Source organism: Candidatus Eisenbacteria bacterium, from assembly GCA_005893275.1.
Classification (GTDB): Bacteria; Eisenbacteria; RBG-16-71-46; order SZUA-252; family SZUA-252; genus WS-7.
Genome location: VBOW01000036.1, coordinates 1 through 26107 on the forward strand (window position 1 = coordinate 1; position 26107 = coordinate 26107).

The 26107-nt window shown below is 66.9% G+C and carries 22 protein-coding genes and 4 tRNA genes; 3 read left to right on the forward strand and 23 right to left on the reverse strand.

The genetic code is table 11. The features are described 5' to 3' along the window. The 21 genes from tuf to E6K76_08145 form a co-directional block, all read right to left on the reverse strand. On the reverse strand, positions 1 to 135 hold a 135-nt coding region (gene tuf / locus E6K76_08045), incomplete at its 3' end, for an elongation factor Tu (protein ID TMQ58327.1). Positions 136 to 234: 99 nt separating this feature from the next. After that, positions 235 to 310: transfer RNA gene (locus tag E6K76_08050), tRNA-Thr, on the reverse strand. Positions 311 to 639: 329 nt separating this feature from the next. Then, positions 640 to 715, reverse strand: a tRNA-Gly gene (locus E6K76_08055). Between the two features lie 77 nt (positions 716 to 792). After that, a tRNA-Tyr gene (locus E6K76_08060) sits at positions 793 to 874 on the reverse strand. 30 nt (positions 875 to 904) lie between these two features. Further along, positions 905 to 980 (reverse strand) — tRNA-Thr (locus E6K76_08065). A gap of 153 nt (positions 981 to 1133) precedes the next feature. Further along, entirely contained in the window at positions 1134 to 3260 is a 2127-nt protein-coding gene (locus E6K76_08070) for a cell wall metabolism sensor histidine kinase WalK (protein ID TMQ58328.1), read from the reverse strand. Between the two features lie 29 nt (positions 3261 to 3289). Beyond that, a complete protein-coding gene (locus tag E6K76_08075) occupies positions 3290 to 4744 on the reverse strand; it encodes a cysteine--tRNA ligase (protein TMQ58329.1) in 1455 nt (484 codons plus the stop codon). Continuing rightward, positions 4741 to 5580, reverse strand: a complete 840-nt coding sequence (locus E6K76_08080) for a mechanosensitive ion channel (protein TMQ58330.1) — start codon at positions 5578 to 5580, stop codon at positions 4741 to 4743. The genes E6K76_08075 and E6K76_08080 overlap by 4 nt, the downstream gene beginning before the upstream one ends. Further along, the gene (locus E6K76_08085) at positions 5577 to 6620 is read right to left on the reverse strand and encodes a D-alanine--D-alanine ligase (GenBank protein TMQ58331.1); all 1044 of its coding nucleotides are present in this window, start codon (positions 6618 to 6620) and stop codon (positions 5577 to 5579) included. Before E6K76_08085 ends, E6K76_08080 begins: the two co-directional genes overlap by 4 nt. After that, entirely contained in the window at positions 6617 to 7105 is a 489-nt protein-coding gene (locus E6K76_08090; protein TMQ58332.1) for a 2-C-methyl-D-erythritol 2,4-cyclodiphosphate synthase, read from the reverse strand. Before E6K76_08090 ends, E6K76_08085 begins: the two co-directional genes overlap by 4 nt. After that, positions 7105 to 7806, reverse strand: coding sequence for a 2-C-methyl-D-erythritol 4-phosphate cytidylyltransferase (gene ispD, locus E6K76_08095; GenBank protein ID TMQ58333.1), 702 nt, complete (start codon positions 7804 to 7806; stop codon positions 7105 to 7107). Before ispD ends, E6K76_08090 begins: the two co-directional genes overlap by 1 nt. A 3-nt stretch (positions 7807 to 7809) precedes the next feature. Beyond that, a complete protein-coding gene (gene radA / locus E6K76_08100; protein ID TMQ58334.1) occupies positions 7810 to 9288 on the reverse strand; it encodes a DNA repair protein RadA in 1479 nt (492 codons plus the stop codon). Between the two features lie 38 nt (positions 9289 to 9326). After that, a complete protein-coding gene (locus E6K76_08105) occupies positions 9327 to 10334 on the reverse strand; it encodes an MCE family protein (GenBank protein ID TMQ58335.1) in 1008 nt (335 codons plus the stop codon). Continuing rightward, entirely contained in the window at positions 10237 to 10995 is a 759-nt protein-coding gene (locus E6K76_08110) for an ATP-binding cassette domain-containing protein (protein TMQ58336.1), read from the reverse strand. Before E6K76_08110 ends, E6K76_08105 begins: the two co-directional genes overlap by 98 nt. Next, entirely contained in the window at positions 10988 to 11704 is a 717-nt protein-coding gene (locus E6K76_08115; GenBank protein ID TMQ58358.1) for an ABC transporter permease, read from the reverse strand. Before E6K76_08115 ends, E6K76_08110 begins: the two co-directional genes overlap by 8 nt. A 94-nt stretch (positions 11705 to 11798) precedes the next feature. Next, a complete protein-coding gene (gene dnaB / locus E6K76_08120) occupies positions 11799 to 13217 on the reverse strand; it encodes a replicative DNA helicase (protein ID TMQ58337.1) in 1419 nt (472 codons plus the stop codon). A gap of 10 nt (positions 13218 to 13227) precedes the next feature. Next, positions 13228 to 13998, reverse strand: coding sequence for a uracil-DNA glycosylase (locus E6K76_08125; GenBank protein TMQ58359.1), 771 nt, complete (start codon positions 13996 to 13998; stop codon positions 13228 to 13230). Between the two features lie 17 nt (positions 13999 to 14015). Then, on the reverse strand, positions 14016 to 15404 hold the full coding sequence (locus E6K76_08130; GenBank protein TMQ58338.1) for a bifunctional phosphopantothenoylcysteine decarboxylase/phosphopantothenate synthase: 1389 nt from the start codon (positions 15402 to 15404) through the stop codon (positions 14016 to 14018). A 7-nt stretch (positions 15405 to 15411) separates the two neighbouring features. After that, complete coding sequence (gene rpoZ, locus E6K76_08135) at positions 15412 to 15681, reverse strand: DNA-directed RNA polymerase subunit omega (GenBank protein TMQ58339.1); 270 nt, start codon at positions 15679 to 15681, stop codon at positions 15412 to 15414. A 6-nt stretch (positions 15682 to 15687) separates the two neighbouring features. Then, on the reverse strand, positions 15688 to 16266 hold the full coding sequence (locus E6K76_08140; protein TMQ58360.1) for a guanylate kinase: 579 nt from the start codon (positions 16264 to 16266) through the stop codon (positions 15688 to 15690). A 37-nt stretch (positions 16267 to 16303) separates the two neighbouring features. Beyond that, positions 16304 to 17194 (reverse strand): YicC family protein, encoded by an 891-nt coding sequence (locus tag E6K76_08145; protein TMQ58340.1) that lies wholly within the window; start codon positions 17192 to 17194, stop codon positions 16304 to 16306. 175 nt (positions 17195 to 17369) lie between these two features. On the opposite strand from E6K76_08145, the gene E6K76_08150 reads away from it, so the two are divergent. Together E6K76_08150 and E6K76_08155 are read left to right on the forward strand one after the other, a co-directional pair. Continuing rightward, a complete protein-coding gene (locus E6K76_08150) occupies positions 17370 to 19136 on the forward strand; it encodes a tetratricopeptide repeat protein (GenBank protein ID TMQ58341.1) in 1767 nt (588 codons plus the stop codon). After that, positions 19133 to 20593, forward strand: a complete 1461-nt coding sequence (locus E6K76_08155; protein TMQ58342.1) for a DUF814 domain-containing protein — start codon at positions 19133 to 19135, stop codon at positions 20591 to 20593. Before E6K76_08150 ends, E6K76_08155 begins: the two co-directional genes overlap by 4 nt. 543 nt (positions 20594 to 21136) lie before the next feature. On the opposite strand, the gene E6K76_08160 is transcribed toward E6K76_08155, so the two are convergent. After that, entirely contained in the window at positions 21137 to 23602 is a 2466-nt protein-coding gene (locus tag E6K76_08160) for a tetratricopeptide repeat protein (GenBank protein ID TMQ58343.1), read from the reverse strand. Positions 23603 to 23694: 92 nt separating this feature from the next. On the opposite strand from E6K76_08160, the gene E6K76_08165 reads away from it, so the two are divergent. Then, positions 23695 to 23889 carry a hypothetical protein gene (locus E6K76_08165; GenBank protein TMQ58344.1) on the forward strand — a complete coding sequence of 65 codons (195 nt, stop codon included), beginning with the start codon at positions 23695 to 23697 and terminating at the stop codon, positions 23887 to 23889. Positions 23890 to 24158: 269 nt separating this feature from the next. Here E6K76_08165 and selB read toward each other — a convergent pair whose 3' ends face one another. Next, positions 24159 to 26099 (reverse strand): selenocysteine-specific translation elongation factor, encoded by a 1941-nt coding sequence (gene selB / locus E6K76_08170; protein TMQ58345.1) that lies wholly within the window; start codon positions 26097 to 26099, stop codon positions 24159 to 24161. Between the last annotated feature and the right edge of the window lie 8 nt (positions 26100 to 26107).

The following is a 26107-nucleotide window of genomic DNA, read 5'->3' on the forward strand; positions in this document are numbered from 1 at the left end:
CACCTGGATCTTCGGATTCTTCTGCGACAACACCATCGTGATCGCCGCCGTCAACGTCGTCTTCCCATGATCCACGTGCCCTATCGTCCCCACGTTCACGTGAGGCTTCGTCCGCTCAAACTTCTGCTTCGCCATTGAGAAAAACCCTCCTACCCGAGAGGCGTACGATCATCGAACACGAGGGGCGAGGTGCTGACTAATTCTCGAAACTCGAACGTTCGCGATGCGGACAAATGGAGCCCACGAGCGGAATCGAACCGCTGACCTTTTGCTTACCATGCAAATGCTCTACCGACTGAGCTACGTGGGCAGTGGTGCGGCGCGCGGCAAAATCGGATGCGAGCAAGGACCGACCTGAAACTTCAGCCCCACAAGGCGCCAAACGACCCGAAAGCTTCCCAAACAGCGCAAAATATCCCGTCCCGACCTCCTCCTCGCGGAAAAAGGTCGCCGGTAGTCGCGAATCTGTAAAGTTAATTCCCCCCAAAGCGGCTGTCAATAAGAAATTTGGACCCGGCCGCAGATGCGCGGGGAGCGCGCCCGATTCCCCCACCGGGGGCCGGAAGATAACCCATTAATTCATTTACCTGAACATAGATAACTTGTGTGGAAAGGTGTGGACAACAGGCGCCGGAAAAATGGAGCGGGAAACGGGATTCGAACCCGCGACCCTCAGCTTGGAAGGCTGACGCTCTAGCCACTGAGCTATTCCCGCTCAAAGTGTTGAGCCCACCGGCGGACATCCGCCGGCGGAGGCATTGGCTCATCAGATGGTAACCGTTCGGCTGGGTGTGGAGGGGGAAGGATTCGAACCTTCGAAGGCTAAGCCGGCAGATTTACAGTCTGCTCCCTTTGACCGCTCGGGAACCCCTCCGGCATGCGACCCTTTGCTGAACCAAAGATCTGGAGCTGGCGAAGGGACTCGAACCCCCAACCGCCTCATTACAAATGAGATGCTCTACCAATTGAGCTACGCCAGCTCTCGGCGGACCATCGGATGCCCAGAGCGCGGGCGGGCTCGCCGGCCGCAGTGTACGTGGAGCGACGAAACGCGTCAAATTGTTCCAAAGTAAACATGTCCCCGGAGCGCGGCGCGGCCGGATTCTGAGTGAGCCGGAGGGTGCTGCGGATCTTTATTCGATTCGAGCCTTGCGCGCGGAAGCGGTGCGGAGGGAGGAGAGAAGCGAGTCGACCGAAATCACTCCCTCGGCCCGATCGCCGATCGGTGTGTCCATCACGCGCGCGAGAGCGAAGTGGAAGCGGCTTCCATCGCCGAGCACGCTCTCCGCCCAGATTTTCCCATGGTGCGCTTCGACGATTCCTTTGCAGATCGCGAGACCGAGCCCAGTGCCTCCCTGTTCGCGTGTGGCGGAATCGGCGACCTGGTAGAACTTCCCGAAGATTCGCCCTAGGTCGTCGGGAGCGATCCCTTTCCCCTGGTCCGACACGATCACCTCGTATTCGCGCTCGTGCCCCTTGAGCTCTACCGATACCTTGCCGCCGGGCTTGGAGAACTTGATCGCGTTGGCGATGAGGTTCTCGAGCACCTGCATGATCCGCTGCGGATCCGCCAACACCATCGCGGGCTCGCCGGGGAGCCGCGCCTCGACTTCGATGCCCTGGCCGCCGGGGAGCTGCGGCACCCAGAACAGACATTTTTCGATGAGGTCGTTGAGCGACGTCGGCTGAAATTGAATCGAGAGGACCCCCGCTTCGATCTTGGAGACGTCGAGGATGTCCTTCACGAGCCGGATGAGACGCTCCACCGACTCCTGGCAAAACGCGATGAGCTGACGCTGGTCGGCGTTGTATTCGAACTTGGGGCTGGAGACAAGAATGTCGAGCGAGCTCTTCATGACCGTGAGCGGCGTGCGCACCTCGTGCGAGGCGATCGAAAGGAATTCGCTCTTCGAGCGATCCACCGCCCGAACCTGCTCGAAGAGGCGCGCGTTCCCGACCGCCGCCGAGACCTGGCGGGCGAAGAGCGCCGCGAGCGAGACCCCCTCCGGATGAAACTGGGCGCGTCTTCCGAGCGCCACGAGGACCCCGAGCGTCTGGTCGCTCACCCGAAGCGGGGCCGCGAGCGCGTAATCGCCGGGGCGGTCGAGAAGCATGGGGAGCCCCGCGGCGGCGAACTCCTCTCGGGCGAGCAGGCGGGTCTCGCCGGCGAGCACGTCCTGGAGCAGGGCGACCGGCGTGTCCCAACCCTCGAGGTCGAGCGCCCCGGGCCCGGACCGCGCCCAGACACGCACCGATTTGTCCCGCGGGCCCATCGCCCCCGCGAAGGCCTCCTCGCCGCCGCAGATCGCGCGGAGCCCGCGCGAAGCGGTCTCGAGCATGCGCGGCAGCTCGAGGGTGGACGCCACCTGCGACCCCGTGCGGTGCAGCTCGCGCAGAAGGGCCTGCTGCTCGTCGTTCCTCGCCTTCGACGCCTCGAGGCTCTTGGCCATCAGGTTGAACGCGTATCCCAGGGCGCCGAACTCGTTCCGGCTCTGGTTCAGGACCCGCGCCCGAAGATTGCCCTTCGCGATTTCATCGACGCCGCGAAGCAGCTCCTCGATCGGCCGGGTCACCCAGCGCGAAGCCAGGTTCGCGGCGACGACGCTCACGACCAGGCCGACCAGGAAGATCCCGATCGAGACATACCAGAGGAGCCGGACTTCCTGGATCAGTCCCGCCGCGCTGAGCTCCACGACGACGAGCCCGACCGAGCCGCCATGCGGGGCGATGATCGGGCTCACCGCCACCGCGCGCGCCCGATGAGGATTCGTGATGTCCAGGATCTCGGCGGCGGTCCCGCCCATTCCTTCGCGAATGAGAGCGGCGGGAAGGCTCGCGGGAGGCGGCGAACCGATCGGCAGCCGCCCGCGAACCAGATTCCGCTCATCGCGATCGGGCGCGGAGCCTCCCATGTCCACGACCACGCCCCACGCGCCCATCTCTCCGATCGGCGCGATCGTGAAGAGATGGACGATCTCAGGGTTCGCGCGGCGAAGCGCGCCCAGGCTCTGCACGATGTTCCGGAAGGCGCGCGAGCTGAAATCCTGGGGGGTGCGGACCGCTCGATGGTCCTCCAGGCCCACGAGCGCCGACGCGGTCTCGGCCGCCGAGGAGGCGCTCGCGACGAGCTGGCGCCGGAGGGCCGCTTGCCCGTTTTGGTAGAGGAGGACGGTGGCGAGAACGAGGAAGGCGCTTCCTACGACGAGGAAGAGGATCTGAAGCTCGTCCTTGAGCGTGCGCGGCCGCTGGAAGATTCGCATCGGCTGGCCTGGTAGAACCTCATGATGGGCTAGGGTTTTCGCCGGGCGCGCGTCCCCCCCTTTTGGTCCTCGAGGACGAAGCCCAAGGCCTCTATCTTTGCCCTAAGCTCATCGGCCCGTTGCCATTGCTTCTGGAGGCGCGCTTCATCCCTTTGTCTCACAAGGGATTGCACCTCTTCCGGGACCGGCCCCTCCTCGGCCCGCGCGCCCCAGAAAAGACCGAGCGTTTCCCCGAGCCGCCTCAGGGTGCGGCTTGCCTCCGGCAACGAGGCCCGCTCGCTCGGTGAGGAGCCGTCCGATTCCGCCACGCGGTTGATCGCCTTGGCGAGATCGAACAAGTGCCCCTGGGCCTTGGCGGAGTTGAAGTCGTCGTCCATCGATTCCTCGAAGAGCCTCGCCGTCCGCTCGGTTTCCGCTCGGAGGCCCGCCGGCTCCGCCGCAGCCGTAAGGACCGGTTCGTCGGCTCTTCCCCCGGACGCGTCGGATCCCGCTCCCCCCGCCTTCTCCCCCGTCGCCAGCGCCGCGCGCAGCCTGCCGTATGCCGTGCCCGCCTCCCGGAGCCGCTCCTCGTTCCACTCGATCGGGCTCCGGTAATGGGTGCTCTGGAGATAGAAGCGGATCACCTCCGGCTCCACCTGGCGCGCGACATCTTCGATCAGGAAGAAATGCTGCTCCGATTTCGACATCTTCGTTCCGCTCAAGAGGACGAGGCCGTTCTCGACCCAGTAGCGCGCGAACGGCTTTCCGGTCGCGGCCTCGGATTGCGCGATTTCATTTTCGTGGTGTGGGAAGACCAGGTCTTGCCCGCCGCCGTGGAAATCGAATGTGTCCCCCAGATACTTCATCGCCATCGCGGAGCACTCGATGTGCCACCCCGGACGCCCCGGCCCCCAGGGGCTCGGCCACGAAGGCTCGCCGGGCTTCGCCCCCTTCCAGAGGGTGAAATCGAGCGGATCGCGCTTCGATTCGCCGACCTCGATCCGGACGCCCGCTCGCAGATCGTCGAGCCTCCGCCCCGACAGTTCCCCGTACCTTGGATAGCTCCGCACGTCGAAGTAGACGTCGGGACCCGAGGCGTAGGCGTGCCCCCGGTCGATCAACCGCCGGATCAGGTCGATGATCTCGGGCACGTGCTCGGTCGCGCGCGGATAGTGCGTCGCGCGTTTGATGTTCAACAGGTCGGCGTAGGTGAGAAACGCCTCCATGTTCCGCTCGGAAACGCGGCCGAACGGGACGCCCTCCCGGTTCGCCCGGTCGATGATCCGGTCATCGATGTCGGTGAAGTTCGTGACGTAGGTGACCGCGAACCCTTTGGCCTCGAGGTAGCGGCGGATGACGTCCCCCGCGACGGCGTAGCGCATGTGGCCGACGTGGGGCTTGTCCTGCACGGTCATCCCGCAGACGTACATGCCCGCGCGCTTGGGCTGGACCGGCTCGAAGGGAAGCTTTTGGCGCCGTCTCGTGTCGTAGACGCGCAGGCTCACGCCGAGCCGCTCGCGGCCCCCGAAGGCCGAACCGAGATCCCCTCCTGGCGGAGGCGATAAAGAGTCGCGATCCGAAGCTCGCGCATCATCTCGAGCCTCTGGCCGGGATTGGTCTTCACCTGCAAGAGCACCGTGAAATAGCCCGCGTAAACGTCCTCGATCCCGAGCACCCTGGGCACCCCTTCGAGGTGGGGCTTCACGGCGGGATCCTGGGCAAATTGCTGAAGCATGTCCCGGAGAACGGCCAGAGCGCGCTTCGGATCCTCGCCGATGTCGATCGGGATACGGACGGTCGGCTGCGACCAGCTCCGCGAGAGGTTCGTGACGACCTTGATCTCGCTGTTCGGGATGAAATGGAGCGCGCCGTCGCCGTCGCGAAGCTCCGTATGCTGCAACGACAGGAACTCGACCTTTCCTGAAGCGCCCGCGGCCCGGATCACGTCCCCCACGGCGAACTGGTTGTCCCAGATGATGAGCACGCCGGCCACCCAATCCCGAACCAAGGTCTGAGCCCCGAGCCCCGCGGCGATGCCGAAGCCTCCCGCCGCCGCGAGCCCCGGCGTGATATCGAAGCCCAGCTCGCGAACCGCCATGAGCGAGGCCACGACCACGATCGCGATCCACGTGACGCTGCGGAGGATCTGCCCCAGGGTCTTCGCGCGCTTCTCGCGCTCGATCGGGAAGCCCTGGGTGCCGGCGCGGATCGCCTGCTCGATGCGTCCGATCGCGAGGAAGGCAAGCCTGGAAAAGAGGAAGGCGCAGAGGAGGATGAGCCCGATCCGGACCAGGGCCGTGACGAGGTCGGGAGTCGGCAGAGCCAGCGGGTTCGCGTTCATCGGGGCGCTCGGACCGGGGCGGATTCCACGATGGCGCGCACGAGATCCTCGTAGCTCAGGCCGGCAGCCGCGGCCGCTTTCGGCACCAGGCTCATCTCGGTCATGCCGGGAACCGTGTTCACCTCGAGGCAGTATGGAGTGCCGTCCTCGTGCAGCCGGAAATCGACCCGCGCGACCCCTCGGCAGCGGAGCGCGCGGCAGGCTCTGAGCCCGAGGCTCAGCAGCCGCTCGCTCGTCTCCCGGGGAAGCTTGGCGGGAACTTCGTAGCGGCTCGCGCCGGCGGTGTACTTGTGCTCATAGTCGTAGAACCCCCCTTCGGGGATGATCTCGACGACCGGGAGGGCGCGGTTCTCGAGGACCGATACGGTGACCTCGCGCCCGGGAATGTAGCGCTCGACCAGGGCGAGGCGGCCGTAGCGCCGCGCCGTCAGCAGAGCGGCCCTCAATTTCGCGCGTTCGTTCACGACCGTGATCCCCACGGTGGATCCCTGGTCGTTCGGCTTCACGATGACCGGGAAGCCGCCCAGGCGCTCGATGTCCTCGTCGTCCAGCTCCGGCGTCCAGGGCTGGGACGGATCTTCGGGCGCCCAGCGCTCCACCCACTCCGGGGTGGGAATCCCCTCGTGGACGAAGATCCGCTTGGAGATCGCCTTGTCCATCGCGAGCGCGGAGCCGAGAACGCCGGAGCCGGTATACGGAACCTGCGCGAGATCGAGGAGAGCCTGGAGCGTTCCGTTCTCGCCGTCGCCGCCGTGGAGCGCGACGAAGACGAGCTCAACATCCCGCGGCATCCCGCGGACGAACGGTTCGAGCCCGGCGTGGGCGGCGGCCGCCGGGAGCGACACCGGCGCGACGCCGGAACCTCCGGTGTGGGCGAGCGCGGCGTGGAGCTCCCCCGCCTGGAGGAGCTTCCCCGTCCCCGTATCCAGGAGGACCACGTCGTGGCCCAGGCTCAAGAGCGCGCGGCTTACGCCCGCCCCCGTTCGAATGGAGATCTCCCGCTCGGCGCTCGTTCCGCCCATCAGGACCGCGATCCTCATCTTCCCTCCACCTCCACCAGGGCCACCGCCATCGCGGCGATTCCCTCCTCCCGGCCCAGCGAGCCGAGCCGCTCGTTCGTCGTCGCCTTCACCGAAACCTGCCCCGAATCCAGCGCCAGGGCGCGGGCGAGCCGCTCGCGCATCTCCGCGACGTGGGGACCCACGCGGGGAGATTCCAGAATCAAAGTCGAGTCCACGTTCACCACGCGCGCCCCCCGCTCCCGGAGCAACCCATGGATCCTCTCGAGAAGGTCGAGGCTGGAGATCCCTCGGTAGGCGGGATCCGTGTCGGGGAAGTGCGCGCCCAAATCGCCGAGCCCGATCGCGCCCAGGAGCGCGTCACCGATCGCGTGCGCCAGCGCGTCACCATCCGAATGCGCCTTGAGCCCGCGGTCGTGCGCGAGCGGGACCCCGCCCAGGACGAGCGGGAACCCGCGCTCGAGGCGGTGGATGTCGTAGCCGATTCCGACACGATATCCACCCATCACCCCTCCGATTCCTGCCCCGCCTTGAGCCACGCTTCCAGCACGACGAGGTCGCCCGGTTCGGTAAGCTTGAGATTGGACGGCTCGCCCGGCACGACGGCGATGTCGGATCCGAGCCTCTCGACCAGCATCGCGTCGTCGGTCGCCTCCGCGTGCGGCTCGCGGGCGAGCGCGTGAGCGCGCGCGAGTATATCACGCGCGAAGATCTGCGGCGTTTGCGCGGCCAGGAGCCGCTCCCGCGCGATCGAACGAAGGACGCGGCCGGCGGCGACCTCCTTCACGGTGTCGCGGATGGGACACGCCGGGATCGCCGCACCGCCGGAGCGCGCGGCCCGGAGCACGCGCTCGATCAGCGCGCGGCTCACGAGCACGCGCGCCACGTCATGCACGGCGATGAAGGAGAGGGACCGCGTCAGCGATTCGATCCCGATTCGCACCGAATCCCGGCGTGTCTCGCCGCCCGGCGAGATCGCGATCCGGGCCCGACGCGGATTCGGGCGGGAAGACGCGGCGCGTTCCGCCTCGAGAAGGAGCGCCGGAGGGACGACGACGGCGATCTCCCCGACCGCCTCCACCTCGAGAAAAGTGTCGATCACGCGGTGGAGCGCGGGGCGCCCGCCGACCTCGAGGAGGAGCTTCGGCCCGAGCGCGCCCATGCGCCGGCCCTCCCCCGCGCCGGCCAGGATCACCGCAAGATCCACGGCTCAGCCCCGGTTCGCGGCGCCCGCGGGAGGACGGCCCGGCGGTCGCGCGGATCCTCCCGTGCGCGCGGCGAGGCAGCGGTCGATCGCTTCCCCCAGCGAGGCCGCGGCGAAACGCTCGATCGCGAGCGGTTCTCTTCCCTTCGCGGGCTCCGCCGCGAGGGCGTTTCGTTTGGGGATCACGGCGGAGCGGAAGCCGAGCCGCACCGCCTCCTGAAGCCTGCGCTCGAGCTGGGGCACGGGCCTCAGCTCCCCTCCGAGTCCGACCTCGCCGACCGCGACCAGGTCCGGGGCAAGCGGAGCATCGCGAAAGCTCGACGCGAGCGCGAGGGCCAGGCCCAGGTCCGCCGCGGGCTCCTCGAGGCGAATCCCCCCCGCCACGTTGACGAACACGTCGGCGCCCGCGAGCGAGAGCCCCGCGCGCTTTTCGAGCACCGCGATCACGACGGCGAGGCGCCTCGGGTCCACACCCTGCGCGACCCGCTGCGGGTTCGCGAAGTGGGTCGGGGCGACGAGCGCCTGCACCTCGACGAGGAGCGGGCGCGATCCCTCGATCGACGCGACGACCGCCGAGCCCGGGACCGACAAGCCCCGGTCGCGGAGGAGGCGCTCGGAGGGGTTTTCCACCTCGGACAGGCCGTCGCCGCGCATCTCGAAGACGCCGATCTCGTTCGTCGAGCCGAAGCGGTTTTTCGCGGCGCTCAGGATCCGGTACTCGTGGTGGGCGTCCCCCTCCAGGTAGAGCACGACGTCGACCATGTGCTCGAGGGTCCGCGGCCCGGCCACGGAGCCGTCCTTGGTGACGTGTCCGATCAGAATGACCGGCAGCGCGCGCTCCTTGGCGAGGCGAAGGAGCCGGAGCCCGCATTCCCGGACCTGGGAGACGCTGCCGGGCGCCGCGTTCAGCGACGGGAGGTGAAGCGTCTGGATCGAATCGATCACGAGAAGCGATGGGCTCAGGCGGTCGACTTGGTCGGTGATCGCGTCCAGATCGATCTCGGAATGAAGCCACAGGTGATCCGCCGCCCCGCGGAGCGCGATCCGCTCGGCGCGCATCCTCGCTTGCCGCGGCGATTCCTCCCCCGAGACGTAGAGCACTCCGTGTTCCGCGCTTCCCAAGGCGCCCGCCAGCTGGAGGGCGAGCGTCGATTTGCCGATTCCCGGGTCGCCCCCGATCAGGACCAGCGAGCCCGGGACGAGCCCACCGCCGAGGACGCGGTCCAGCTCGCCGATTCCGGAACGCCGCCGGTCCTCGCCGCGTCCCTCGATATCGGCAAGGCGTTTGGGCTCCGAGGCTCCGGTTGCTCCGGCGCCGTACCCGCGCTTCGAGGGGTGCGCCGAGGCCCGGGGCGTCTCCTCGACGGCGGTGTTCCACTCGCCGCAATGCGGGCAGCGGCCGAACCACTTGGGACTCTCGTTGCCGCACGCGGAACAGAGAAAGATCGTGCGGAGCGCCGCGGATGAAGCAGCCTTCTTGGCCATGCGTGATCTCCCGAGCGGAGCTTCGGGGCCGACTTACGCTAGAAGATACCTATCTTGATATAGCGCTTCGGGTTTTTCTTGATGTCCTTCACCAGATCGTTGGTGTTGCGGAGCGTCTCCTTGAGCTCGACGTAGAGCGAGGAATCCGCGATCGCCTTCCCCAGCGACCCCTGTTGGTTGTCCAGCCGCTCGACCACGCGGTGGAGCGCTCCCGCGGTGACGCTGAGCTGCTCGGAGAGCGTGGTGAGCCGCTGCGAGGCCGTTCCGAAGTCGCGGATCGAGGTGCTGACCTGATCGGAATTGGTCGAGGCGATCGTCTTGATCTGGTGCGCCGCGCTCCTGAAATCCAGGATCGCCTGCCTCAGATCCTCCTGATTCCTCTCGACCGCGGTGGAAAGATTCGAGGACATCTTCTCCAAGTTCTTCGAGGCGCGCTCCATCGTGGCCGGATCGACCGCGGCCAGGAACTCGTTGAGCCGCGAGGAGAGCTGCGTCGCTTCCGTGATGAGCTCCCCGGCGCCCGAGATCACTTCGGGGACGCCCGACTGGAAAAGACCCGGGATGGGATTCGACGTATCGAACCGGCCGGGCGCCGACCCGGGGTCCAAGGCCAGGAATTTCTCGCCCATGAAGCCGATGTTCGCGACCCGGATCTTCGCGTCGGGATGGAGGGCCACGCCCCGGTCGATCTCGAACTCCACGCGCACGCCCTGATCCAGGAGCCTCACTTCACGGACGATGCCTTTCCTCACGCCGCGCACCGAGACCGGATCCCCCTCGGATAGATTCCCGACCTCCTCGAACCGGGCGACGAGCACCCGCTTCTTCTGCCCGAGGCGGTACTCCTTGATCCACGCGATGCCGGCGAGAAGCATCGCGAGCGCGAGAAGGCCCGTGACCCCGACCTGGATGGCGGCTCGGCGCGACGTATGGTTCATCCCTGACCCTCTACGTGGGGAGGAGAGGCCCTTCGGCGCTCCCCTCGATGAACTGCCGCACCGCCGGATCGGATGACGCCTGGATCTCCGCCGGGGTTCCGATCGCATGGATCCGGCCCTCGTGGAGCATCGCGATCCGATCGGCGATATGATAGGCGCTGCGCATGTCGTGCGTCACGGCAATCGAGGTGATTCCGAGCCTCTCCTGGAGCCGTCGAATCAGCCGATTGATCAGGTCGGAGGTGATCGGGTCCAGCCCCGTGGTCGGCTCGTCGTAGAGCATGATCTTCGGATTCAACGCGAGCGCCCGCGCCAGAGCCGCGCGCTTCTTCATCCCGCCGCTCAGGCTCGAGGGACGCATGGACTCCGCGCCCTCGAGGCCCACCAGATGGAGCTTCTCGTGGACCACCAGGTCGACCTGCGTCCCCGCGATCCCCGTGTGCTCCCGAAGCGGCAGCCCCACATTCTCACCCACCGTGAGCGAATCGAACAAAGCCCCTCCCTGGAAGAGCATCCCCATCTGCTTTCGCAAGTCCAAGAGCTCCGCGACGCTGAGGGCGGGCACGTCTCTGCCGTCCACACGCACCACCCCGCGGTCGGGATCGATCAGCCCGACGACGTGCTTCAAGAGAACCGACTTCCCGGTGCCGCTTCGGCCGATGATGACGACCGATTCTCCCGGCGCGACCGCCAGGTCCACGCCGCGGAGCACATCCTTCGTCCCGAGGCGCTTCCAGATTCCCTCGATCTCGATCGAGGGCTCAGGCAAAGATCACCCGGAACAGGAACGACGCGAGGAGGTAGTCCACGATGAGAATCAAGAGGCACGATGCCACGACGGCGTTCGTGGTCGCGACCCCCACTCCCTCGGCGCCCCCTTCGCTTCGCAGCCCGTAGTAACACCCCATCGTGGAGATGATCGCCCCGAAGAAAACCGACTTGATCAGCCCCGAGAACACGTCCCGCAGATGGAAGTAGAGCCGGAGCCCGCTCGTGAACGTATGGCCGCTCACGTCGAGCGTGAGCACCGCGACCAGATACCCGCCGAAGATCGCGACCACGTCCGCGAAGATCGTGAGCACGGGAAGCATGAGCGTCGCCGCCACGACCCGCGGGACCACCAGGTACCGGGTCGGGCTGATCCCCATGGTCTCCATCGCGTCCACCTGCTCGGTCACGCGCATGGTGCCCAGCTCGGCCGCGATCGAGGCCCCGACACGCCCGCCCACGACGAGCGCGGTGAGCACCGGCCCCAGCTCGATCACCACCGACTTCCCGATCACGGTGCCCAGGTAAATCATCGGCACATAGTCGCGGAACTGATAGCTCGCTTGCACCGCGGCGACCGCGCCCGTAAATAACGCCACAATAAGGGTCAACGGCATCGAGCCGATCCCGATCGCCATCATTTGTTGCACCAGGAGGGGGAATTTTCGAAGGCCCCGGGGGAGCTCGCGGAGCACGTCCCCGAGGAGCATGAGAACCTCGCCCGCGTCCCGGAGCCCGTTGAGGATGAAGCGGAACGGATAGCGGTCGGCGAGCCGCTCGACGCCGGTCTGGTTCACGCGGGCGCTAGAACTTCGGCTCCGGTACGCTTCGCAGCGACTCGAATCGGGTGCACTCGCTCACGAACGCGAGATTGACGCTTCCGGTCGGGCCGTTGCGCTGTTTCGAAACGATGATCTCCGCTTTCCCGTCCCGGTTCGCGGGGTCCGCCTCGTACACCTCGGGGCGGTAGACGAAGAGAACGACGTCCGCGTCCTGCTCGATCGCCCCCGACTCGCGCAGATCGGAGAGCACCGGGCGTTTCGAGCCTCCGCGCGTCTCCACCGCCCGCGAGAGCTGCGAGAGCGCGACCACGGGGACCTGGAGCTCTTTCGCGAGCGCCTTCAACGAGCGCGAAATGGCGGAGATCTCCTGCTGGCGATTTTCGGACGACTCGGGCCCGCGGATCAGTTGCAGGTAGTCGATGACGATGAGCCCCAGCGGCACCTCGGACACGAGCCGCCTCGACTTGGCCCTCATCTCGAGGATGCCGATCGCGGCGGTGTCGTCGATGTAGATCGGCGCCTCGTGAAGCTGCGCGGCCGCGTTCTGGAGCCGCTTGTATTCGTCGTTGCTCGCGTAGCCGCGCCGGATCTTGTGGATGTCGACCCGGGCGAGGGAGCACATGAGCCGCTGCACGAGCGACTCCTTGGACATCTCGAGGCTGAAGACCGCGATCGCCTGACGCTCGGCCGGTTTCAGGTGCACCGCGACGTTCTCCGCGATGTTCATCGCGAGGCTCGTCTTTCCCATGGAGGGGCGGCCGGCGATCACGATGAAGTCCGATTTCTGGAACCCCGCGGTCATCTCGTCCAGGTCGTAGAAGCCGGAGGGCACGCCCGTGACGTGAACCTTGCGCTGCCGGTATTCTTCGATCGCAGAGTAGCCCTGCAGCACGAGCTGGCGCATCGGGTGAAACCCGGTGCGGAGGCGGTCGTCGGAGATCGCGAAGATCGCCTGCTCGGCGCGGTCCAGGAGCGCGGCCGGCTCCTTCCTCTGGTCGTAGCACTCCCCGACGATCTCGGTGCCGACTTCGATCAGGCGGCGCAGCGTCGCCTTCTCGTTCACGATCTTGCAGTAGTGCTCGACGTTCGCCGCCGTGGCCACGAACTGATCCAGGCTCGTCAGGTAGGTCGCGCCGCCGACGGCCTCCAGCTCTTTCCTGCGCTTGAGCTCCTCGACCAGCGTGACCAGGTCGACGGCCTCGTTTCGATCGAAGAGGACGACCATCGAGCGCCAGATCTTGCGATGGGTCTCGCGATAGAAGGCCCGCTCGTCGAGATGCTGGATCGCAGCGGCGATTGCGTCGCGGGAGAGGAGCATCGCTCCCAGCACGGAGCGCTCCGCGTCGAGCGATTGCGGGGGGACCCGTCCTCCCTCCACCGTATCGTCTTTTTCGAAAGGCCGGCGCTGCTCGACCGCGACCCGTCCTGCCGCACTCTCCATCACAGGCTCCTCAGCCCGCCGCGCGGGCCTTCAAGGTGTCGCGCACACGCTGCAGATCCTCCCACGCTTCGCGTTTCAAGGCGGGATTTCGAAGGAGCGCGGCGGGATGGTACGTCGGGATGAGCGGGATTCCTTTGTATTCGAACGTGCGTCCCCGGAGGGAGGCCATGGAGGCCTTCGTCCTCAAGAGCGCCTGCGCCGCCGAGAGGCCGAGAGCGCAGAGGAGCGCCGGCCGGACGAGGGCGAGCTGCTGCTCCAGATACGGCAGGCATTGGTCCACCTCGTCCTGCAGGGGTGTCCGGTTCTCGGGAGGCCGGCACTTGAGCACGTTGCAAATGTAAACCTCGTCGCGGCGGAGCTGAATCGCGGCGATCATCTTGTCCAGAAGCTGCCCCGCACGTCCCACAAAGGGAAGGCCCTTCAAGTCCTCGTCGCGCCCCGGCGCTTCCCCGACGAAAAGAAGCTTCGCCTTCTCGCTTCCGTCGGCGAAGACCGTGTTCGTGCGGGTCTCGCACAGGCGGCATTTGCGGCACTCGGCGACGAGCCGCGCCAGGGTGCCCAAATCATCCGGGAGGTCTTCCCGCACCGTGAGCCCTGCCGGGGACGGCACGAGCGACTCGAACCCCGGGAGCGCGAGGGGAGCCGGGGGCGCGGCGCGGCGCGCCTGCGCGGCGGCGGGACGTCGGGACGCCGTGGAGTCTGCAGCCAGCGCGATGCGCGTGCGTCCCCGGGCCCGCTCGCGTTCCAGCAGCACGCGCGCCTCGCGAGCCAGCGCTACCAGCTCCTCCCGCGGATCCTTCAACGCACGACCTCGGCTTCGAGCGCCCGCGCGACGCGATGCAAGATCGCGCGCGCCACGTCGAGCTTGGAGCGGAGCCCCAGGCGCTCCGTCTCTCCCGAGCGGTCGAGGAGGGTCACGTCGTTCTGATCGGAGCCGAACGCGGAACCCGGCTTGAGCGGGTTGTTGATCGCGATGAGGTCGAGCCCCTTTCGCTTGAGCTTCTCCATGCCCCCCTGTTCTTCTTCCTCGGTCTCGAGCGCGAAACCGACGATCTGCTTCTTCGGAAACTCCTTCCGAATCGATTCCAGAATATCGGGAGTGGGGCGAAGCTCGAGAGTCATTCCGCTCTCCCGGCGCTTCAGCTTGGAGGTGCTGGGCTTCGCCGGGGTGAAGTCGCTCACCGCCGCGGCCATGATGAGGGCGTCCGCATCGCGCATGGCCTCACGCACCGCGACGGCCATCGCGTCACCCGTGAGAGCTTCGACGCGCGGAATTCCGGCGGGCGGGGGCGCGCTCGTCCGCGCGACGATGAGCTTCACCTGCGCGCCCATGCGGCGGGCCTCGTCGGCCAGCGCGAAACCCATCTTGCCGCTGCTCCGGTTCGTGATCACGCGCACCGGATCGATGGGCTCTTCGGTTCCACCGGCGGTGACGACCACCGTGCGACCCCAGAGCGGCTGGCTGACGAGCGAGAGGCCCATCGGGCCCAACGGCGCAGCCTCCGGCCTCTTGTCCTCGGCCGCCCGGAGAGGCGGCACCGGCGGTGGAAGCCCCCTGCGGCCCGCCGCCCGGAGCCCGTCCCGCCCGGTCGCGAGCGCTTCCCGTGCGGCAGCGACGATCCTTTCCAGGGACGCCATGCGGCCCATTCCCCATTCGCCGTCGGCGAGCTCGCCCTCCTCGGGGTCTATGAATGCCACGCCGCGCTCGCGCAAGAGGCGGACGTTTTCGCGCACCGCCGTGTGCTCCCACATCGCGACGTTCATCGCGGGCGCGACGAGGACGGGGGAGCGCGTCGCGAGCAGCGCCGTGGAGAGAAGGTCGTCGGCCAGGCCGTGGGCCAGCTTCGCCAGGAGATTGGCGGTGGCGGGAGCAACGAGGAGGAGGTCCGCTTCGCGGGCCATTCCGATATGGGCCATGCCCAGGGAGGAAGGCCCGGAGCCCGGGAACCAGGGACCTTCGCCGAGCGCCTGGGCCTCGAAGAGGTTGCTGAGAACCGGGCCGCGCGTGACGGCCCGGAGCGCATCGCGGGTGACGAAGCGACGCGCGTTCCGGGTGAGGATGACGGAAACCAAGGCCCCCTCCTTGACCAGGAGCCGAACAAGCTCCGGGGCCTTGTAGGCGGCGATCCCGCCGGTCACGGCGAGAAGGACCCGCGCTTGGTCGAGCCCGGAACGCGTCTCCGCCACGGTAGCGCTACTCCTCGGCGCTCTCCGGCATCTCCGGCTTCAACTCCTCGGCTTCCGTCCTGTAGCGATAGAGTACGTTGCCCTTGAGCGCCTCTTCGAGAGCGACGTTGGTCACCTTTCCGCCCAGGTTGAGCCCGGTTTGGCGGCTCAGCTCGTTCAGCCGGCGGGCTTCCTTGGCCGCCACGATGATCAGCTCGTACTTGTTCGGAATATTGCTCGAGCGGAGCACACCTTTTTCGTCCAGCACATTCACCTCCAAAGGCCCCGAGATTCTCATCTCGCGCTAGGTTGATTCCATCGGAAGCCGGCGCGAGGCACGGCATGTTTCCGCCCGGATGATCGACGAGACCCGGCGGAGCGCCGACGAGAGATCGTCGTTCACGACCGCATAACCATACTCGCTCACGAGCTTGATCTCCCGGAGCGCGTTATCGAGGCGCAGCCGGATCCTTTCGTCTGAGTCCGTTCCGCGCCCCCGAAGCCGCTCCTCCAAGCTCGACAGGGAGGGAGGCAGCAAAAAGATGAACACACCGTCCGGATACGCCTTCCGGACCGCGCGCCCTCCCTGGACGTCGATGTCCAGGAGAACGTTTTTCCCCGCCTTGAGCCAACGCTCCGTCTCCCCCCGCAGCGTTCCGTAGAGCTCCCCGTGGACCTCCGCCCACTCCACGAAATCGCCGCCTTCGATTCGGCGGAGGAATTCGTCGCGGTCGAGAAAGAAATAGTCCCGCCCGTCCACTTCGTGCGGGCGCCGCCCCCGCGTGGTGGCCGACACGGAATATTCCAGTTCCAAGCCGGCCCCCAGAAGCTCCTTCACGAAAGAGCTTTTTCCCACACCCGAAGGCCCCGAGAGCACGACCACGAACGGGCGATACCCGGCGCCGAGCCAGGCATCCAGGTCATTCGATGTTTTGGACCTGCTCCCGGATCCGCTCAAGTTCCTCCTTCACTTCCACCACCTGTTCCACGATCGGAACATCGGAGGACTTGGAGCCGATCGTGTTGATCTCACGATTCATCTCTTGCAGGAGGAAATTGAGCTTTCGCCCCGGCGTGCTCTCCTCGTCCAAGAGCTTCCGAAAATGGCCGCAATGCGCTTCGAGCCGCACGCACTCCTCCGTGCAGTCGAGGCGGTCCGAGAGGATCGCGACCTCTTGGGCGATTCGCTCCTCGGGCAGCTCCCCCTCTTCCAGCAGGAGGTTGACGCGCTCGCGGAGCCGCGTGCGCGCATCGCGCAGCCGCTCGGGGGCGCGCTCCCGGATTTGCGCGACGCGGTTCCGGATCGACTCCACGCGGGCCTCGAGATCCGACCTCAAGGCCTGCCCTTCCAGCTCCTTCATGCGGATGATGTCGTCCGCCGCCTTCGTGACCACCTCGCGGAGCAGGGACACGTACCACTCGGCATTCGACGAAGGCTCTTCCCAGACAAATATGTTCGGGAGCGCCGCGAAGGATTTCAGATCGATGTCTCCGGACAGACCGTACTTGGACTTGAGCTCGCCGATCAATTCCATGTACCGGTCGGCCGTGCCGGTGTCGAGCTTCAGCGTGGCCGTAGGCTCGGTCTCGCGCTCCCCTTCGCCACCCCATGTCACGGCGAGCGAAATCTTTCCCCGGCTGAGCCTTTCCACGAGGAGCTTTCTCGCCTCCGCCTCGAACGCCGAGAGGGTCCGAGGCAAGCGGACCGAAAGCTCGCAAAATCTGTGATTTACGGATCGGACCTCGGCCGTGAGGCGCAGGCCGTTCATCACAACCTCGCCCCGACCGTAACCCGTCATGCTCCTTACCATATGTCGGGTTGGATCGCTCCTCGGGGGTAGAGCCCCAATGTAGCGCGCGGGGCCCCGGGAGTCAACTCGACCGCTCGCCTCATCCCCGGCTCCACACGGTGCCCTCCCCCGGCCCGAGGTGCGCGCCTAGTTACCCATTGACCGCCCGGACGCCGTATCCCTAACGTCTCCGGCCATGGCGCGCAGCTTCCGAGCCCCGCAACTCAAAATTCCCCAAGCACCTCGCGCCGCTCCAGAAAACCGCGGGGGGCACGCCGCGCGCGGCTTCGACTTGGTCCGTACCCGGTACTGGCCCCTCCTCGCGGCCCTCGTCCTCCTGGCCGCCCTCCTGCCTTACTGGCGGTCGCTCGGCTACGACTTCGTCTGGGACGACAAGGTCATGATCGGACCCCAGCTGGACCTACGGCACCCCGGCGATCTGGGCCGGCTCTGGCGCACTCCCTTCGATACCCTCCTCCGGGACCCGGCGCTGGATCGGACGTACTTTCGCCCGGTCGTGCTCCTGAGCTTGGCGGCGGATCGCGCGGTCTATGGCGGAAACCCGGCCGGGTTCCATCTCACGAATTTGATCTGGTACGCGCTCGCGTGCCTCTTTCTCTGGCTCTTCGCGTGGGAGATGTCGGGGAGGCCGATCCCGGCGGCTGTGGGCGCGTGCCTCTTCGCGCTGCATCCGGCCCACCCCGAGAGCGTCTGCTTCATCGCCGGGCGAACCGACGTGATTTGCGGCGCCTTTCTCTTCGCCTCGCTGTGGGCGGCCGCCCGCTGGGGGCCGCGCATCCGGAACGAGCTGGGGAAGCTCCTTCCCGCCTCTCTGCTCCTTCTGGCCGCGCTCTGGTCCAAGGAGGTCGCGTTCTTCGCTTCTCCGCTCCCCCTCCTCGCCCTGTGGACACGCGATCGCAGGATCGGCTCCGGCGGGCTCGCGCGGGCGGCGGTTCCGCTCTTGCTTTCGATCGGCGTCGCCTGGGTCAGCCGGGTGGCGGTCCTGGGCCCGCACATGCTGCCAACCGTTTCGCCCGTCGAGGGGACGGGGCCGGCCCTTCTGACGAGCGTCTCGGTGGTCGCGCGCTACCTCCCGCTCCTCCTCTTCCCGGTCTCCCTTTCGGCGCGCCATGAGGTGCCCGTGCTGACGGGCCCCGATTGGGTTTTCGCGGCGGGGCTTCTGATCTTGCTCGCGATAGCGGTCGGATTCCTTCTTCTGGTGAGGCGCCGGTCCCGCTGGGCGGTTCCTCTCTTCTTGTTCGCGAGCACGCTCGTTCCGCTCTGCTACGTCCGGATCATCGCGGGCGCGCTCCTCGCCGAGAGATTTCTCTTCCTTCCGAGCGGCGCGTTGGCGCTTGGGATCTCGATGCTCCCGGGAACTTCCGGCCCCTATCTCGCCGGGATCGCCGCGCCGTTTTTCTTGGCGCTCCTTCTCCCGCGGGTCGCGATTTGGAAGAACGACGCCACGCTCTATTCCTCCATGCTCCGCGATTCCCCGAACTCTCCCTACGTTCACGCCGTGCTCGGCGGCTACTATTACCAAAAGCGCGATCTCGCGCGCGCGATCGAGCACCACAAGCGCGCGTTCGAGCTGAAGCCGGAGTTCACCGAGTCGCTCCTCAACCTGAGCGCGGCGGAGGAGGAATCGGGCCAGGTCGATTCCGCGTTCGCGCATGCGCGCCTGCTCCTGCGCCTCCGGCCCGGCTACGCGGCCGCGTGGTACGCGCTCGGAAACCTCCATGTCCGCGCGGACCGCCCCGATTCCGCCGTGTCCGCGTATCGGGAATCGCTGCGGCTCAACCCTGATTTCGCGCAGGCGGAAAACAACCTCGGCGTCGTGCTGGAGCGGCTGGGCCGGACCGAGGAAGCGATCGCGCATTACCGGCGCGCGGGTGAGATCCTCCCAGGATATGCGGACGCCGCCAATAATCTCGCCCGCTTGACCGGTGGAAGGCCGCGGTGAGCGGGGTCGCGGACATCCCGTCCCTCCTCGGCCGGGAGGTCCGAGGCGTCGTCGCGCACTCGAGCCGCTCGCTCACGATCTCCTTCGGAGGCGCTCCTCGCGCGCATCTTTGGATCCATCTGGAGCGGAAAGACGCGTGGTACGCGCTCGCGCCCGATCTGCCGATCGAGCCCGATCCGCGCGGGTCGCGGTTTCAGGCGATCGAGATCCCGCTCCGCGACGCCCAGGTCGTCCTGGCACGGGCGCGCGCCGGCGGCCTGGAACTCCTCTTCGACGCGCGGGGCGGCGAGGAGCGCCGCCTTCGGCTCACCCTCGACGCGGAGGGGCCGCGCGCGAACCTGAGCCTGGTCACGGAGCCCGCGGGCCCGGTGCTCTGGGCGCTGCACCGGGAGGAACGAGGGAGGGCGACAGCCCGGCCCCACGAGCCCGCCGCGTCCGGGATGCCACAGGGTTACCGGCCGCCCGCGGTCCACGACGCCACGTCGGAAGAGGCGCGCGAGGCGCTCCGCGAGAGGATCGCGGGGACATTTCGCGCGGAGCTCGAAAGCGAGATCGAGCGGATTCTCAGGTCGGCCGAGCGGACGCTCACGCGCCGCGCCAAGGCGGCGGAAACCGACAGGGAGAAGGCGCGGGAGATGCAAGACGATCGCCGGCGCGCGGAGATACTCCTCGCAAACTTCGGGAAGATTCGAAGGGGGGCGAGCCGCGTCGGACTCCCCGATCCATTCGCGGACTCGCATCGAGCAAGGGTCGAAATAGACCTCGACCCTTCACTCTCCCCCGACGAGAACGCGGCGCGCCTTTTTCAAAGAGCCAAGAAGGGCGAACGGGGCGAGCGGCTCGCGGATGAGCGGCTCGCCGAGACCCGGAAGAGCCTTTCACACCTGCACGAGCTGCGCCGAGAAGCCCTCCAGATCGCGCCTCGAGAGGCCCTCGCGAAAATCCGAGGCTTCCTTGCCGGCGCGAAAATCAATCTGGGTGCACGGGGCGACGTACGAGAGACCCATCTGGGTCGACAGGCCGTCGCTGCGCCCCGTGCGGGACGTCCCGGGCGCGGAGCTCCAGGGGCGCACAAGTCGCTCCGGCCAAGGACGTACGTTACGAGCGATGGATGGGAGGTGTGGGTCGGTCGCAACAACGCCGACAACGACCTCATCACCCATCGATTGTCCAACCCCCACGATCTCTGGTTTCACGTCGTGGGAGTCCCCGGTTCCCACGTGATCCTTCGCCGACCCACTCGAAACTCCAAACCCAAGCCGACGACGCTGGTGGAGGCGGCTCAGACCGCCGCATTCTTCAGCAAGGCGCGAAAGCAGACGCGGGTTCCGGTGATCTATACCGAGCGAAAATTCGTTTCCAAGCCTCGGCGCGCGAAGCCGGGGCAAGCCATCTGCACGCGGGAGCGAGAGATCTTCGTGCGGCCCAAAAGACCCGGGACGCAGCCGGCAGGCTAGGAAATCGATCGCGAGGTGTCGGGCTAAGTTGCTGGATGGATCGAGTCGGGGGGGACCCTGAAGCTAGAGACCTGTATTTTCGGTGGGTCGCGGACGAATGAGGCACCCAGAGAGAGTCAGTCTAGGAGCCTTTATGTCCACTGGGACCTGAAGTAGATGGTTCGCCCTGGCCTTGGCATCCCCTGAGAGCTCCCCATCGTCCGCGGCCCCACACTGCCGCGCGAGACATCTCAAAGCCAATCCATCAGCGCTGGCTGCCCCACGTAAAAAGCATGGCACGTGCCGGGTGGCTCGAAAGAGCCTTGGGTAAAACGATGCGGAGCTATCTTATTTCTGTAGAGGCCATTGCGGGGCAGGACGGGCGGACCCCCTGGGCGGGTTTTGGAAGCCCGGCGCGCCATGTGGGACGTGAATGTCTCATGCCGACAGCGCCCCGAGACGCTAAGGACTTATGCCGCTGCACGCTTCGCCGATGTCACACCCCGACCCTGGCCGCGACGAGGATGTCACTCCTGTTAAACGGGTTGCGGGGGGAAGGAGCGGCTAGTAGATCTGCTTGAGGAGCCGGATCAGATGCCGGCGGGTGATGCCCAGCTCGAGCGCGGCCCGGCTTCGGTTGCCGCCGTTTCTCGAGAGCGCCGCCAGCACTTCCTCGCGCTTGAGCATGTCCACCTTGCCGCGCAATCCGCGTGACGGGTAGGCTTCGGGCGCCGCTCCCGAGCCAGGGTGGAGAATGGGCATCAGCGCCGCGCGATCGAGGAGCTCCTGGCGGCCCGCGCAGAGGTAGATCGACTCGATCTTGTGCTTCAACTCCCGAACGTTCCCGAGCCAGGGAAGGGACACGAGATAGTCCATCGCGTCTTCCGAGAAGAGAACCTGGCGCCCCTCACGGGCCGAAAGCTCGTCGAGGTAATTCCGGATCAGGAGCGGGATATCCTCGCGGCGCTCGCGTAGCGGGGGAAGCGACAGCACAACCTGCCCTAGGCGATAAAAGAGGTCCGCGCGGAACCAGCCTGCTTTCACCGCGGCATCGAGATCTTTGTTCGTCGCCGAGATGATCCGCACATTGAGCTGCCGCGATCGAACCTCGCCCAACCGGCGGTAGGTGCCGTCATCGAGAACTTGCAGGAGCTTCACCTGCGTGCGCTCGGAGAGCTCACCGATCTCGTTCAGGAAGATCGTGCCGCCGTCCGCGTCCTCGAAGATCCCCCGCTTCGTGATCGCCGCGCCGGTGAAGGCGCCCCGCACGTAGCCGAAGAGCTCGCTCTCGACGAGATCCCCGGGAAGGCTCGTGCAGTTCACCTCGACAAACGGCCGGCCCCGCTCGATTTCAAACGTTCGGAACATATACGCGAGGAGGTTTTTCCCGACTCCGGTCTCGCCTTGGATCAGGACCCGCGCCGGGGTGGAGAGAAGCTCGGAGGCCTTGCGCACCACCTCGAGGGCCCGCGCGTGCTGCGTGACGAAGCCGTGCGCGCGGGCGATGTCCTGGGCCTGCGAGGACGTGCGATGGTTGGGCCGCTCGGATCGGGGCGCGATGAGCCAGGATGGCGCATTCAGATCGCGCAGGACCCCTTCACATTCCCGGACCGCGTCGTCGAGCCCCAACTGCTCAAAAAGCGACATCGATTTGAACGCGTAATTTTGGGCTTCGCGGGAGCGCTCCGCATCCGAGGCGCCCTTTCCCCTCTGCGCCTGCTCGCGATAGGCCCGCGCGAGCTCGAACCGCTCGTGGATCGACTCGAGGACTCGGATCGACTGCCGCCCTTGCGTGTGGGCCTCCACCTGCCGGCCTTCCAGCGTGTGGATGGCGGCAAGGACGCGCCGGGTCGCTCCTTCCTCGAGTTGGTCCTTGAGCCGCATGGCGCGCTCGAGCGCGTCCTCCGCCGCCTTCATGCCCTGGACCACGTCTCCGCGCTCGGTGAACACCTCGGCCCGCCGGCGCTGAAGCTCGTGGATCATGTCCCCTTCGGGCGCGATCTGGCGGGCCATCTCGAACGCCTGGTCGTAGAAGCCCAGCGCCTCGTCTGGATGCCCCATTTCGTGGTGCAGATCGCCGCGGCCCATCAGGCAGAGCACCTGCTCTCGCGAGATGCCAAGACGCGCGGTGATCTGGCATGCGGCGTTCAGGTGCGCCTCCGCGGAAGCGAAGTCGTGCCGGCACGCGGCGATGGTCGCGAGCCCGATCCTCATGCGCGCGATCCCCGCTTCCCTTCCAATCTGCACGTAGTTCGTGAGCGCGCGCTCGAAGTGCTCGCGGGCTTCGTCCCAGGATCCGGCTTTCAGATGCACGATGCCGAGGTTGGCGCAGGTGACGGCGATGTAGGCGAAGTTGCCGAGGCGGGTGGCGATTTCCATCGAGCGGAGCATGTGCCACGTGGCCTGCCGCCAATCGGAGAGGTGGCGGTACAAGACGCCGAGGTTGTTGTGGGTCCGGATGACGCCGTCGTCGTCGTTTAGATCCCAGCGGAAAAGATGGAGCGAGGCTTCGTAGAATTCCTTGGCTTTGTCCAGGTCGCCGAGCCGGAAGTAGATCCGGCCGAAACAGTTGTAGGCATGGGCGAGCGGCCCGGTGAGCCTCGATTCGCGGAAGTAGGTGTGGGCGCGCTCGCAGGTGCGGAGCGCCTCCTCGTATTGGCTCAGCTCGATCAAGGCTCGCGCGCTCTGAAGCTGCAGACGCGCGATCAGCTCGGGATGGAGCTCGGCGGCGATGCGCCCGCGCGCGCGGGCCAAATACCGGAGCGCCTCGGACGCGTCCCCTTTGTCGATCAAGGCCTGCGCCGCCTTCAGCTCGAGCGCCGTGATGCGCGACTCTTCGAGCCCCAAGCGCTCGGCCGCCTGGATGCACTCGTTGAGATTCTGAAGGGCCGGAAGGTAGCTGTCGGCGCGCAGGAAGATCTCGGCGAGATCTTCCAGGGACTGCAGATGTCGCTCGGGATCTTGCGTGAGGCGCGCGGTCGATACCGCCGTCTCACGCTCCCGAATCAGGTCGGCCGTGGTCTTGTTCACGTCTCTTTTCCCGAAGCTCACCGGACTAGAATCGATGCCGCAATCAGAATCTCACCGTCGCCCAGTACACCCTCCAAAGAACGCCGAACAGAGTGCGACTCGACACCGTGGTTCTCGCAGCGCCCACCTTCGAGGTCGGGGTGAATCTCCCCGTGGTGCTCTCAGTGGTGCTCTCATTAGTGCTCTTCAATGAGGCGCATCTCTTCGGAGGCGGATTCGAGGGCGGGTTCAGCGTTTCGTCCGGCGAACCGGCCCACACGACGGTCGGGCCGATCGCGCTGGCGTGAGGCTGGAAGGTGATACTTACCGGAAGAGCCAGGAACACCACGATCGCGAGGGGAAGCAGAACTTTCGCTTGGTCGGTCTTGACACCGGAGAGGAGGCTCATAATCGCCGCACCTTCCCATGGAGACCAGGAGGCTTGCCCCCACCTGGCAATCGCGGTGGAGAGTGGAGGGAGGGAGGGGTTTCCGCCCCACCTTACGCTCCGTAGGATAGCAGAGAGGGTGTCAAAAAGCAATCTGAGGATGCGCCGGAAAGGCCACGCCGCACGCCTTTACGACTGAGGAGGGCTGAGGCGGGGTCCGGGCACGCGTTCATCCCCACGCCGCCGGGTCAGCCCCGTCCGATCCAAGTGCTCCAGAATGGGAACCGCGTACTTGCGCGAAACCTGGATCGTTTCCTTGAAGGCGGCCATCGTGAGGGTCGCGCTCTTTCGGAAATGGGACCGCACCCGGCCCTCGAGGTCTTCCCAAAGAGCCCTGGGGTAGAGGAGCTGCGACGTGATCTTGACGGCCCGCCCGCTGTCCGCCAGGTAGCGGATCAGCTCCCCGGGCCGCGCCGCGGCCGGGATATCTCGTTCCAGCTCGGAGACTTCGGGAACCTGAAATCCCCTGCTCGAGAGCTTCCGCTCGAGGTCCGCGAGGGCGCGCTCCTGCTCGGGCGTGAATCTCGGCGCCGCATCCGGAAGGGCGACGCGGTCTCCGTTCAGGACAAGGCGCTTGCCGCCGAGCAGAAGCTCGAGCGCCTCATCGAAAACGGGCGCCGGCAGGTCCCGGCCCAGGAGACTCTTGAGCTCCCCTTTCGGGATGCCGTTCCGGAGCCTGTTCTCCTCGCCGTATCGCGCCACGGCCCGGACGACTCGATCGAGGGAATCGCTCCACGCGGGTGGAGTGAGGAGGCGCCCGTCTCGCAGACGCACGAGCTTCGTCCCGGCGTCCACCGAGATGGCCGCTGGGACGGCGGAGGAGGCGGCTTCGGTAATCGACTCCGCGATCGTGCCGAGCCTGACTGAGGCCCCTTCCCCAGCGATTCCGGCCGGGCCCGCTTCATCCGCAAGCGCCGCCAGCTTTTCCGCCACGGACCCGGACCACAAGGTTTCAAGGCGGGCGCGGTCTCTTGATCCGAGCCGCGCGCGCTTGCTGGGAGCGGGATCGACCACGGTCGCGCCGGCGATCGTGGACGCGGGTGAATAGGAGCGGATCACGATTCGGTCCCCCGCCGCGGCCACGGCGGGCCCCTCGAGGCGAAGCTGCGCCCAGCATTCTTCCCCCGGGGCGAGGGTCTCCCGCTCGAGGAGCACCGCCCGCCCCAGAATCTCGCTCGAGCCGAGGTGGCACCGGAGCCGGGACCTGGAGCCGAGCGCCTTGGGGGCCGAGACGAGGAGCCCGAGCCTGACGTCGAGGATGCGCGAGGGCCTGTATCGCCCGGGCGTCGTGAGCCAATCGCCGCGCCGCACGTCGTCCCGGGAAATGCCGTGGATCGCGAGCGCCACGCGCTGGCCGGCCTGAGCCTCCCCGACGGTCTGGTCGTGCACCTGGGCCTGACGCACCCGGACAGGGAGCGCCGCGGGCAATAGCTCGAGCGAGTCCCCGGGGCGGACGGTGCCGTTCCAGAGCGTCCCGGTCACGACGGTCCCGATCCCCTCGACCGGGAACACCCGATCGATCGGAAGGCGAGCGGGCCCGGCCGCCTCCCGCCCGCGCACTCCGGCGACCGCTTGATCCAGCGCAGCGACGAGAGCGTCAATTCCCTCCCCCGTTGCCGCCGAGACGGGAACGACGGGGCTCCCGCGGAGCGGGGTCGGCCCCAGAAGCTCTTCCACATCGGATCGAACGGCCGCGAGCGTCCCCGGATCCACGAGGTCGGACTTGGTGAGCGCCACGACGCCGCGATCGATGTTCAACAGATTGACGATGGCGAGGTGCTCGCGGGTCTGGGGCATGACCCCTTCGTCCGCCGCGACGACCAAGAGAACGAGGTCGATGCCGGTGGCGCCGGCGAGCATGTTCTTGACGAACCGCTCGTGCCCCGGGACGTCCACGATCGCGATGCGCCGCCCGGACGGGAGTGTCTGGTGGGCGAATCCGAGGTCGATCGAGATCCCGCGTTCCTTTTCTTCCTTGAGACGGTCGGTGTCGATGCCGGTGAGGCGGCGCACCAGGGCCGTCTTGCCGTGATCGATGTGGCCCGCGGTTCCGACCACGACCGGGCGCATGACGGTGG

Coding starts and splice junctions, on each gene's coding strand:
- selB (TMQ58345.1), bottom strand. CDS start 26,099: ATGCGCCCGGTCGTGGTCGGAACCGCGGGCCACATCGATCACGGCAAG.
- E6K76_08085 (TMQ58331.1), bottom strand. CDS start 6,620: ATGAGGATCGCGGTCCTGATGGGCGGAACGAGCGCCGAGCGGGAGATC.
- E6K76_08080 (TMQ58330.1), bottom strand. CDS start 5,580: ATGAACGCGAACCCGCTGGCTCTGCCGACTCCCGACCTCGTCACGGCC.
- radA (TMQ58334.1), bottom strand. CDS start 9,288: ATGGCCAAGAAGGCTGCTTCATCCGCGGCGCTCCGCACGATCTTTCTC.
- E6K76_08090 (TMQ58332.1), bottom strand. CDS start 7,105: ATGGGTGGATATCGTGTCGGAATCGGCTACGACATCCACCGCCTCGAG.
- E6K76_08105 (TMQ58335.1), bottom strand. CDS start 10,334: ATGCGATCGGAACCCCGGCGGAGATCCAGGCGTCATCCGATCCGGCGG.
- E6K76_08115 (TMQ58358.1), bottom strand. CDS start 11,704: ATGCTCCTCGGGGACGTGCTCCGCGAGCTCCCCCGGGGCCTTCGAAAA.
- E6K76_08145 (TMQ58340.1), bottom strand. CDS start 17,194: ATGGTAAGGAGCATGACGGGTTACGGTCGGGGCGAGGTTGTGATGAAC.
- dnaB (TMQ58337.1), bottom strand. CDS start 13,217: ATGGAGAGTGCGGCAGGACGGGTCGCGGTCGAGCAGCGCCGGCCTTTC.
- E6K76_08150 (TMQ58341.1), top strand. CDS start 17,370: ATGGCGCGCAGCTTCCGAGCCCCGCAACTCAAAATTCCCCAAGCACCT.
- E6K76_08070 (TMQ58328.1), bottom strand. CDS start 3,260: ATGCGAATCTTCCAGCGGCCGCGCACGCTCAAGGACGAGCTTCAGATC.
- rpoZ (TMQ58339.1), bottom strand. CDS start 15,681: ATGAGAATCTCGGGGCCTTTGGAGGTGAATGTGCTGGACGAAAAAGGT.